The following is a 9,943-nucleotide window of genomic DNA, read 5'->3' on the forward strand; positions in this document are numbered from 1 at the left end:
CTGTGTTTGGTTGATAATGCCGTTGAGCGCTAAGGTAGGACGGAAAGGGAACTTGTCTGCAGAGCTGCATGATGCTGTTTTACGGACGGCTATGCGGCGCGTGCCAGAGGCTCGGGCAGACGTAAGGGCCGGAAGCCGTCCACCAGCACGGGCTTCTCGCCCCAGGCATAGGTGCCGGTGAGATTGATCTGCTCCCAGCTCAGAGGCGACACATGCTTGAGCACCTCGGGCCAGATGATCCGCCCCTGACGGCGGAGATGGTCCACGGCTCGTCCGAGATAGACCGTGTTCCAGTGGATGATTGCACTGACCACCAGGTTTAGACCCGAGGCACGGAAAGCCTGGCTCTCGAATGAGCGGTCGCGGATCTCGCCGCGCTCGTGGAAGAGCACCGCGCGTTCCCGGTCCAGTTATGCACCTCCATCAGGAGATCAGGCACTTCGCTCAGCGGGTACATGTCGGCCAGTTCCCACTTCAACTCCTCGGCCGCCGCCGGTATCTCGCCTGGCAGAGGAGACACAACGAGCTGTCCGGCCTCAATCCGCACGCCTTCGAGTTTGCCATTACGGGCACGGTAAGCGAGCCGCTTCAGATTGAAGTCGAGCGTCTGACGGGCCTCGGTCAGATAGGCGACGGCATCACCCTGAACGCCGAGGTTGAGTTCATCAGCGACTTTCAAGGCCGCAAACGCAGGTTTGGGCATCAGATGTTCGTCCATCGGCCGGAAGGCGCGACTGCCCTCAACCCAGATGTCGCCGGAGCGTAACCGCTCTCGAAGCACGGCCAATGTCGCAATCTCGTAGAGGCGGCGGTCCGGTTTGGCATCCGCGAAGATCAGCTTACGACTTTGGGCGCTGAGATGACCCACTGGCACCCGATCCGGCAATGTACGGCGTTCGGCAGCATGCAAGATCTTGAGCGTCCTGATGGCGGCCAACAACGAGTCATGTTTGCGTGACGAGCGGAACGTAACCATCTCCAGGAATCGCGCAGTGTATTTGCGGATGGTGCTGTAGCGCTCTGCTGAAAAGAGAAGCGGATCAGGATCGGCATCCCGCACCATGGCTCCGACTTCAGGTTGAGCCTGCAACAGGCGATGCCATCCGATCTCATCATCGAGAACATCGATGGCATTCCGACCGGTGTCATTGGCCACGACAAGCGCGCGCAGGGTATCCCGGAACAGGCGCAGCACCTTGGTCGTGTCATGCTGTGCATCGACATACCGCTGCTTTCGTCGCGTGTTGGCGCGCGCAAAGAGCCGGCCGATCAGCTTGTTGAACATCGTGACCGCAGCGTCCGTCAGCGCCTGCTCGAGCGTGATGGCTTGGGCCACAAGTGTCGCTCGTCTCCTTCTGATTCCGAAGTCGGCTACCAGCCACGCGGGTTCTGTCGCAAACCCTTTGTTTCAGAGTTTCAGCTACTGCTCCCTGAGTTCAGGAACGGAGGGTAGCGTGTTCAAGGGCAGGCATTTTGATCAATCAATCATCCTGCTCTGCGTCCGATGGTATCTGGCCTACAATCTTAGCCTCCGGAATTTGGAAGAGATGATAGCGGAGCGCGGCATCTCCATTGATCACGCTACAATCCATCGCTGGACTGTCCATTACGCGCCGCTGCTGGAGCGCTTCAATCGCCGCAAGCGACCCATCGCCAGCCGGTGGCATATGGATGAAACGTATCTCAAAGTCCGTGGGCGGTGGATGTACCTTTACCGAGCCATCGACAGCAATGGCGACACGGTCGAGTTCTGGTTCAGTGAGCGGCGAAACCTCGCAGCGGCCAAGCGCTTTCTACGCAAGGCTCTCAAGCGGCATGGTCGGCCTGAGCGGATTGTGATCGACGGCAGCCAAACGAACCGGGAAGCGATCCTATCCTGTGATACGACAGACCGACTCCAAGATCGGTCGAGGCGCAAACTGAAGCCGATCCGGATCCGGCAAAGTGCTTACCTGAACAATCGCATCGAGCAGGATCATCGCGCCATCAAACGCCGGGTTCGACCGATGCTCGGATTCAAGTCGATGGCATCCGCTCGGGCGATCCTGAGCGGGATCGAGATGGTTCACATGATGCGCAAAGGACAGGCGCAGTATGTCCACAGTCTGCAGCCATCACTCGCGGAGCAGTTCGATCTACTCGCCGCATGAATGTTGACGGGGAACGCTCCCATTTCTTCGTCTCAAGTCTGGATTTGCGACAGAACCATGCGAAGACCCTCACCTCTTAGCTCAGCCGGAACCCCGCGCTCGATCGGTTGAGACAATCTCCTGACACATTGGGTCTCAGCGTGTCACCCGTGATGGCCGTCGGCCCGCCAGGCGGCTTGCGTCCGGTCCGGCGAGCCGGGGCTACTTTCCCGCCCGAAGCACTAGCAGCGACGGAGCCGCGGCTGACCGGACGCATCCATCATCATGCGGCCGTTCCGGTCGTACATGTAGCAGTAACCAGGGGACGCCTGCGCGACCCGCGCGCCTGCGGCCGCACCCGTGGTTGCACCCACGGCCGCGCCGCTGACGCCGCCGACCACCGCACCGACGGGACCGCCGACGAGAGCCCCCGTCGTGGCCCCGGCTGCGGTTCCGGTCGTCGTCGGTGAACAGGCTGAAACGACTACGCACGCACACAGAGCTAAAGCAAGCTTGTACATCTTCCGCTCCTCGTCTGGATGCTGGTGTCCGACCTCCCCGCGAGTTGTGATCGGCCGCGAAGGGTCTCCTGCTAACGTGGCAGTGCCCGGTAGGGTTGCCGCAAAGGCGGGCCTCCGGTGGAAGTACTCTTCAGTCTTCGGTTGCTTGGGGCGCTCCTTCGCGCATCGCGCGGACAAGCGGGCCCGGTTGTCCGCACCAATGATGCTCCGCAATCAGACTCTATGACTGAGGGCCGCCGCGGTCTCGCCCGCGGAAGTTCTCGATCAGAATATGCACGCTGATCAGCAACACCCAGGCTGGCAGAACCATGATGCTCCAGTTGAGATAGAAGCTGCCGAGAAGCACCAGCGCTGCCAGCGCATACCCGATCCCGGCCATCCACCGCGGCGCGATCCCGGTATAGATCACGACCGTGGACGTCGAGATCATGAAGACGCCGGCCATCTTGATCGCATAGACATTGAACAGGATGTAGGCGACCGCCCGTCCGAAGCGGAACGTCGGAGCGGCACTCGTCCCGGTCAGCTCGGTTGACGGAGCAATGAGCAGCAATGCGCCGACAATCGTGGCTGCAAGGAACAGGGTGGCCAGGAACAACAGGCCGCTCCCCAGGAACACGGTCGCGAAGAAGCGGTCTTCCTTCGGACCGAGGCGATCGCGCAGCACGCCGATGAACCACAGAAAGGCGATGCCCGCAAAGGGAATGAGGTTCAGCGCCAACGCCACGGACTGAGAGCCGTCGGCGAGCCAGGTTCCGGGGTCCAGCGGATCGGCCGGAACCGCGCTCCGAAAAACCCAAAAGATGATGACCAAGAGGATGGAAAAGACGATGCCGGCAACGGCAGCCGCCCTTGGCGTCCTCAACTGCGAGTACATGGGGGTCTCGTCCTGAGGCATCACCGACCTCCTCGCTTGAGCCCAGACCCATGCGCCTGATGGTACCGTTAGCGTAACCCGGGGGTGAAGAGGCATTGCCGCGTATGCCGCACGGGCACAATCGGGAGCGGGCTTGCCTGGACCAGCATCCCTACCTCTTACGGCTTGGCCGGCCGAGAACGCGTTCTCACGGCGACTGCCGTCAGGCATAATCGAGGTCAGCTCAGTCGGGTTAACCGGCCGATGCATAAACGGGTGGACCAATGGATTACCGTTCCCGCCGGTTGCCTTGCGCTGTCATCCCGCTGCTCAGCCTCCTAGCTGGGAACGCGGGCGCCGCATCCGCCGCCCTTGAGCGCTACGCCGGCACCTTCTCCGGCTCTGGAACCATCGTCGAAGGCCCCAATGCATCGTCCCATCACGTCCGCTGCAATTTCACCATCCTGCAGCAGGGCGCAACGGGTCTGTCCCTTCAAGGGACGTGCAGGGCCTACCTGATCATCGCACGATCCATCAGCGCCGATCTCGCCCGGGATCCCCAATCCGGTCAGGTCACCGGCACTTATACCGGTTCACGGGTCGGACCAGCTCGCCTCACCGGGCGCCAGGCGGGAACGGACTTTGATCTGATGATCGAGTGGCCGAAACCCCTTTACGGCGACAGGACGGCCCAGATGAAGGTTGCGAGCCTCGACCAGGATCGCTTTCGAATTGTGGTCACGGACCGCATTGGGGTGAACGGTCCTGTCCGAGCCACAACGGACCTGACCCTGCTTCGACGTTGACGAAGCGGCGAGAAGGCCGGCATCTGGCAGCGGTAAGGCCTTCATTCTGGGTATGGCCGCGCGAGCTCAAAATGCGAGCGGTCCATGTCTTTGAAGCCGTGGAACCGGCCGCCCCAGCGGATCGGCACGCCCAGTTCCGCGGCGGCCTTCGCCAGCGCTGCGGCAATCCTGTTCTGGGCCTGTCGATCAAAGAAGACCCGGCCCTCGCGGTCGAGCGGCCACAGATCCACCGCGTTTCCCCGCCGGTGCGGGCTGCCCTGCGTCCTGGACCATCCCCAGGCCACCGCCATCCGTTGGAGCCGGCCGTTGCGCCATCCCGAGCCGATCACGAAGCGCAGGTCGGAATTGTCGGCCCCGGCCTTTCGCACCACCCGGGCGAGCACCGGGTTGAGGGCCCTGAGGTTGGCCTCATGATTGCCCACCGGGTCCGGGTTCCAGGTGCGGAACATCGCGAGCTGATCCCGTCCGAATTCATCCCTGGCGGGGACCCGCGCGTAGACACCTCCCGGCCCTTGGCGCGGATTGCCGGAGACATCCGGGGATGTTGCTGATCCACCGCCAGGTTCGGCCTGAATACCGGCATCCAGGCCGCATCCGAGGAGCGCGATGCCGAGCGCCCAGAGGCGGATGGAGAGTACGATTCGAGCCATGGGTCCCAAACCATCGCAACTCAATGGCGCCAAAGGAAGGCGGGACCATTCGGCTTCGACGGCATGGCGGAATGTGATGGAGCCCGGATGCCCGCCGTAATGGAGCGGCCGGGCGCACCCCGCCCGCACCCGTTCCCAGAGACCGAAGAGCAAGAGCTGTCCCAAAATGCCAAGCCATCGTCACGTCCGGTCAAGCGATGATGAGGTATTCCTGTATGCTGGCTATCGATCGATACCCGCAGCGACCCGGGATGACGCACCCTTTGTTCCCGTGATTCCGAACCTGCGGACCCACGAACCCGTCATTCCAGGGCACGGTGCATGACATGAAGCGTCAAGGGCTTCTGAAGAACGAGAGAGCCGACGTCGACGCGGCGGTTGACTCTGGTGTTCGAGGGACGATGAAGCGGAAGGAGTTCGAGAGCGAGCTGAGAAAGCTCCAAGTCGAACTCGTCCGCCTGCAAACCTGGGTGAAGGCGACGGGAGCCAGGATCATCGTGGTGTTCGAGGGCCGCGACACGGCCGGCAAGGGCGGAGTGATCAGCCGGATCACGCAGCGGGTGAGCCCCCGAGTGTTCAGGCATGTCGCCCTGCCGGCGCCGACCGAGCGCGAGAAGAGTCAACTCTACATCCAGCGCTACATCGCCCACTTCCCCGCCGCCGGCGAGATCGTGCTGTTCGACCGCTCCTGGTACAACCGGGCCGGGGTCGAGCGCGTGATGGGCTTCTGCACGGATGACGAGTACGAGCGCTTCATGCGCCTTGTGCCGTCGTTCGAGCAGGAGATCGTCGACAACGGCATCATCCTGCTCAAGTACTTTCTCGACGTCAGCCAGGACGAGCAGCGTCGGCGTTTCGCCGACCGGATCGAGGATCCGGTCAAACACTGGAAACTCAGCCCGATGGATACCGAGTCGGTGCGACGCTGGTGGGACTACACGCTGGCTTATCAGGACATGCTGCGAGCCACGGATACTGCCGCCAATCCATGGTTCATCGTCCCATCCGACGACAAGCGCCGCGCACGCCTCAACCTGATCGCGCATATGCTCAGCGCAATCCCGTACAAGAAGGTCAAGGTCGAGCTGCCGAAGGTGCCGAAGGCGGAACCCAGGCCCAAGGGAGCCGAGGACGGGCTGCCGACATCACACATCGTGCCGGCACGGTACTGAGCGCCATGAGGGAAAACCCGGAGCGCGGTCATGGCCGGCACGCACCCAGTGAATCCACTTCCCCCGGCCGGATGGGAGCTACGGCAGTGCCGCCTGCGGATGAGGGCAGTACGACAGGTGGACATGAGGCTCGAAGCCCAGGCAATCAGGATAGGACGTCGGCCGCCCGCGTGATCAGTCATGAGGTCGAATGGTTGCGCTGGATGCCTGGGCTCAGCATCCTTCTCCGGTATGAGACCGCATGGCTGGGACACGACATCGTGGCCGGTCTGGTGCTGGCGACGATGCTCGTCCCTGTCGGGATCGCTTATGCCGTGGCATCCGGCCTGCCGGGCATCTGCGGCCTCTACGCCACGATCGTCCCGCTATTGATCTACGCGGTGTTCGGGCCGAGCCGCATCCTCGTCCTCGGCCCGGACTCCGCCCTTGCGGCCGTCATCCTCGGCGTCGTGCTCCCGCTGTCCGGCGGAGATCCGCAACGTGCCGTCGCCCTGGGCGGCATGATGGCCCTCGTGTCGGGGACGGTCCTGATCCTGGCCGGGCTGGCACGCCTGGGCTTCGTGACCGAGCTCCTGTCCAAACCGATCCGCTACGGCTACATGAACGGAATCGCCTTGGCCGTCCTGATCAGCCAGCTCCCCAAGCTTTTCGGCTTCTCGGTCGAGAGCACGGGACCGTTGCGGGACCTATGGGCGATCGGCGGGGCCATCCTGGCCGGCAGGACGAATTGGGTGGCCCTTGCGATTGGCTTGGGAACACTGGCGACGATCCTGCTGCTGCGGGGAAGCAGGCGCGTGCCCGGCATCCTGGTCGCCGTGGTCGGCGCCACCGTCCTTGTCGGCCTGTTCGACCTCGCGGAGCGCCACAACGTCTCGATCCTCGGCTCCCTTCCCCAGGGCCTGCCCGGTTTCGCGATCCCTTGGATTGGGGTCGGCGACATTGTTCCCGTGCTGATCGGGGGCTGCGCTGTCGCCATGGTGTCGTTCGCCGACACCAGCGTGCTCTCCCGCGCCTATGCCGCACGGACCCGCACCACGGTCGATCCCAACCAGGAGATGGCCGGGCTCGGAGCCGCCAATCTCGCCACCGGGTTCTTTCAAGGCTTTCCGATCAGCAGCAGCAGCTCGCGCACGCCCGTGGCCGAAGCCGCGGGGGCGCGCACGCAACTGACCGGCATCGTCGGCGCGCTCGCTATCGCCCTGCTGCTGCTTGTGGCCCCCGACCTCCTGCGGAACCTGCCGACCTCCGCCTTGGCCGCCGTCGTCATTGCGTCGGCCATTGGACTGTTCGAAGTGGCCGACCTCAAGCGGATCTATCAGATCCAGCGCTGGGAGTTCTGGCTTTCGGTCGCCTGCTTCGTTGGGGTTGCGGTGTTCGGCGCCATCCCTGGGATCGGCTTGGCGATTGTGATCGCCATCATCGAGTTCCTGTGGGACGGTTGGCGTCCGTACTCCGCAGTCCTTGGACGACCGGCCGGTGTTGAGGGTTATCATGACGTCACGCGCTATCCGGAGGCCCGTCGGATTCCCGGCCTTGTCCTGTTTCGCTGGGATGCGCCCCTGTTCTTCGCCAACGCGGAGCTGTTCTGCGAGCGCGTTCTCGCTGCCGTGGCAGAATCGCCGACGCCGGTGCGGTGCGTGGTTGTCGCGGCCGCTCCGGTCACGAGCGTCGACGTGACCGCGGCCGATGCCCTGACGGAGCTTGACGATGCCCTGCTGGCGCAAGGCATCGAGCTCCGGTTTGCCGAACTGAAGGATCCCGTCAAGGACAAGCTGAGAAGGTTCGGGTTGTTCGACCGGTTCGGCGAGACGCGGTTCTTCCCCACGATCGACGCGGCCGTGTCGCGTTACCACGGAGCGACATGAAGGGAGGTGACCATGTCCGTCGAGATCGAGCGCAAGACCCTGCGTGGTCTCACCCCCTACGAGTACATCTGCAAAACCTGGGCCGAGCAGCCGCATCGGTTCATCACCGATCCGACACATCACACCCTGGGACCGAACAGCTACTCGGCCGGGGCCGCAGGTGCAACGCCGGTAACCTGCGCCGACGGTTCCGCGCTGAGCCAGCGGTAGAGGGTCCCGCCCAAAGCACCGCCGACGAGCGGCGCAACCCGAAAGAGCCAGAGCTGCGTCAGGGCCCAGCCGCCGGCGAACAGAGCCGGGCCGGTGCTGCGGGCTGGGTTCACGGAGGTGTTAGTGATCAGGAATGCCAACGAGGTGGATCAGCGTCAGCCCTGACCGTTGGCGACGCGCCAGGCGGTCGGCGTCTGGCCTGACCAGCGCCGGAACGCGCGGGTGAAGGCGCTGGCCTCGGAGTAGCCGAGGGCGGCCGCGATCTCACCGAGGGATATCTCGGTATTCTCGAGCAACTGGCGCGCGATCTCGAAGCGGATCTCGTTGGTGATTGCCCTGAATCCAATTCCCCCTTGCAGGCGCCGGCTCAAGGTACGTCGGTGCATCGCCAGCAGATCGGCAATGTCCTCCGCCGAACAGCGGTTGCTCGTCAGCTGCATGCGCAGCAGACGCCGGATGTCGTCCGAGAATTCAGCCCCCTGAACTCCCTTGAGTTGCTGGACCCTATCCTCCAGCAGGGCGCGCATCATGGGATCGGCCTCGGCAATCCGCAGGTCCAGGTCCCGGGCCCGGAACACGAGACTTGCGGTCTCCTGGTTGAATCGCGCCGGGACGCGGAAGTGGCGCCGGTACGGCTCGGCATCCGCAGGAGCGACTCTGGGCACCAGGACCTCGGTCGGGTTCCAGGTCGACCCGCACAAGGTCCGCAGGATGTTGACGACCACGCCCAGGGCTGCGTCGAGGACTTGCTGCACGCCTGTGCTCTCTGCCTGGTAGGTCGCAAACGTGAGCAAGGCCGTGCCATCGCTGAGCGTCAGCGAAGGGACCACCGCCCGGTCGTGGAGGCTCAGGTGCGCCACGAGCGTCCGCAAGGCATCGCCGAGCGTGTCCGAGTGCTGCATCAGGCGGCCGACCAAGCCCAGCGACTGGATGCTCGCACGCCGGCCGACCAGGAGCCCGAAGTGGGGACAACTCGTGCGGGCCACGCACAGAGCATACAGCCGGCTCAGGGCCGCAAACGGGATCACACTCATCCCGTCGTCGAACAGGCGCGGGTCGAGGCCTGCCTCGCGGATGAGCGGGTCGGGAGCGAGGCCGAACTCGCACAGGGCTGGAACGATCTCCTTGGATACGCCCAGGTGAATGTAGCCCGGAGGCACTTGGCCGGTTGGTGGTCTGGATGAGGGACGCTGTAGGATGGCACTCGTAGACGGAAGCACAATGTCTTTCACTGTCGTCGCGCCTCGTGGAGTTCGAAGAATTATCGCACAGCCCACAAGATCGACGTCGCCGAACACGCAGAATTGATCGGCAAAAATTAACGTAAGGAAATGGGCGATTGGGGCGATGTGCGGAACTAACCTACCCATTTTTCGCTCACCCGATGAGGCCTGATTGTTTCCTCTGGTCCCCTCACGCGATTGTACACAGGAGTGATCGCCCCGCGTGGTCCCGTCAGGGGTGAAAGGAGTCTCTTTCGAGGAAGCGCGGCATGAGCACGGCAGAACGCGATCACCGCACCCGGCCAGATCCCTCGGACGGCACGATCCTAGCGGTGCATCTGTGTCTTGAGAAAACGAGAATGTCGCTTGAAAGGACAGAGAAAGCCATCGCGAAATCCTACCAGGCCATCGAGCAGTCCCGCGCGTCACCGCTGTCGCGAACTGCCAAGGAATAGTCGTGAAGTATCAAGCAGGATGACTTGGGACACCCTAGGCCGTGTGGACGGATTGG

The 9,943-nt window shown here is 63.4% G+C and carries 10 protein-coding genes and 3 pseudogenes; 6 read left to right on the forward strand and 7 right to left on the reverse strand.

Features of this window, described 5'->3' with window-relative positions:
* Nucleotides 1-89: 89 nt before the first annotated feature.
* Together AA309_RS38000 and AA309_RS30410 are read right to left on the reverse strand one after the other, a co-directional pair.
* Nucleotides 90-398 (reverse strand): annotated as a pseudogene (locus AA309_RS38000) (Tn3 family transposase); the annotation flags it as partial.
* A pseudogene (locus AA309_RS30410) lies at nt 395-1,405 on the reverse strand (Tn3 family transposase); the annotation flags it as partial. The pseudogenes AA309_RS30410 and AA309_RS38000, both read right to left, overlap by 4 nt.
* 49 nt (nt 1,406-1,454) lie before the next feature.
* Here AA309_RS30410 and AA309_RS30415 point away from each other — a divergent pair.
* The gene (locus AA309_RS30415; RefSeq protein ID WP_047192769.1) at nt 1,455-2,150 is read left to right on the forward strand and encodes an IS6 family transposase; all 696 of its coding nucleotides are present in this window, start codon (nt 1,455-1,457) and stop codon (nt 2,148-2,150) included.
* 221 nt (nt 2,151-2,371) lie between these two features.
* Here AA309_RS30415 and AA309_RS30420 read toward each other — a convergent pair whose 3' ends face one another.
* The gene (locus tag AA309_RS30420; RefSeq protein ID WP_047192770.1) at nt 2,372-2,650 is read right to left on the reverse strand and encodes a hypothetical protein; all 279 of its coding nucleotides are present in this window, start codon (nt 2,648-2,650) and stop codon (nt 2,372-2,374) included.
* Nucleotides 2,651-2,870: 220 nt separating this feature from the next.
* A complete protein-coding gene (locus AA309_RS30425) occupies nt 2,871-3,548 on the reverse strand; it encodes a hypothetical protein (RefSeq protein WP_047192771.1) in 678 nt (225 codons plus the stop codon).
* Nucleotides 3,549-3,790: 242 nt separating this feature from the next.
* Here AA309_RS30425 and AA309_RS30430 point away from each other — a divergent pair, with 242 nt between their 5' ends.
* Entirely contained in the window at nt 3,791-4,312 is a 522-nt protein-coding gene (locus tag AA309_RS30430; protein ID WP_047192772.1) for a hypothetical protein, read from the forward strand.
* A 41-nt stretch (nt 4,313-4,353) separates the two neighbouring features.
* On the opposite strand, the gene AA309_RS30435 is transcribed toward AA309_RS30430, so the two are convergent.
* Nucleotides 4,354-4,962 (reverse strand): M15 family metallopeptidase, encoded by a 609-nt coding sequence (locus tag AA309_RS30435; protein ID WP_052955109.1) that lies wholly within the window; start codon nt 4,960-4,962, stop codon nt 4,354-4,356.
* A 401-nt stretch (nt 4,963-5,363) separates the two neighbouring features.
* Here AA309_RS30435 and ppk2 point away from each other — a divergent pair, with 401 nt between their 5' ends.
* The 3 genes from ppk2 to AA309_RS37025 all read left to right on the forward strand — a co-directional run bounded on the left by ppk2 (nt 5,364) and on the right by AA309_RS37025 (nt 8,209).
* On the forward strand, nt 5,364-6,134 hold the full coding sequence (gene ppk2, locus AA309_RS30440) for a polyphosphate kinase 2 (RefSeq protein ID WP_150117855.1): 771 nt from the start codon (nt 5,364-5,366) through the stop codon (nt 6,132-6,134).
* Nucleotides 6,135-6,337: 203 nt separating this feature from the next.
* The gene (locus tag AA309_RS30445) at nt 6,338-7,999 is read left to right on the forward strand and encodes a SulP family inorganic anion transporter (protein ID WP_150117854.1); all 1,662 of its coding nucleotides are present in this window, start codon (nt 6,338-6,340) and stop codon (nt 7,997-7,999) included.
* Nucleotides 8,000-8,011: 12 nt separating this feature from the next.
* Nucleotides 8,012-8,209 carry a hypothetical protein gene (locus AA309_RS37025; RefSeq protein WP_047192775.1) on the forward strand — a complete coding sequence of 66 codons (198 nt, stop codon included), beginning with the start codon at nt 8,012-8,014 and terminating at the stop codon, nt 8,207-8,209.
* Here AA309_RS37025 and AA309_RS33835 read toward each other — a convergent pair.
* Together AA309_RS33835 and AA309_RS30455 are read right to left on the reverse strand one after the other, a co-directional pair.
* Nucleotides 8,140-8,434: pseudogene (locus AA309_RS33835) on the reverse strand (aquaporin); the annotation flags it as partial. The gene AA309_RS37025 and the pseudogene AA309_RS33835 sit on opposite strands and share 70 nt — an antisense overlap.
* A complete protein-coding gene (locus tag AA309_RS30455) occupies nt 8,365-9,441 on the reverse strand; it encodes an AraC family transcriptional regulator (protein WP_047192776.1) in 1,077 nt (358 codons plus the stop codon). The pseudogene AA309_RS33835 and the gene AA309_RS30455, both read right to left, overlap by 70 nt.
* 260 nt (nt 9,442-9,701) lie before the next feature.
* Here AA309_RS30455 and AA309_RS30460 point away from each other — a divergent pair, with 260 nt between their 5' ends.
* Nucleotides 9,702-9,887, forward strand: a complete 186-nt coding sequence (locus tag AA309_RS30460; protein ID WP_047192777.1) for a hypothetical protein — start codon at nt 9,702-9,704, stop codon at nt 9,885-9,887.
* Nucleotides 9,888-9,943 lie beyond the last annotated feature (56 nt).

The organism is Microvirga vignae (assembly GCF_001017175.1).
Taxonomy (GTDB): domain Bacteria; phylum Pseudomonadota; class Alphaproteobacteria; order Rhizobiales; family Beijerinckiaceae; genus Microvirga; species Microvirga vignae.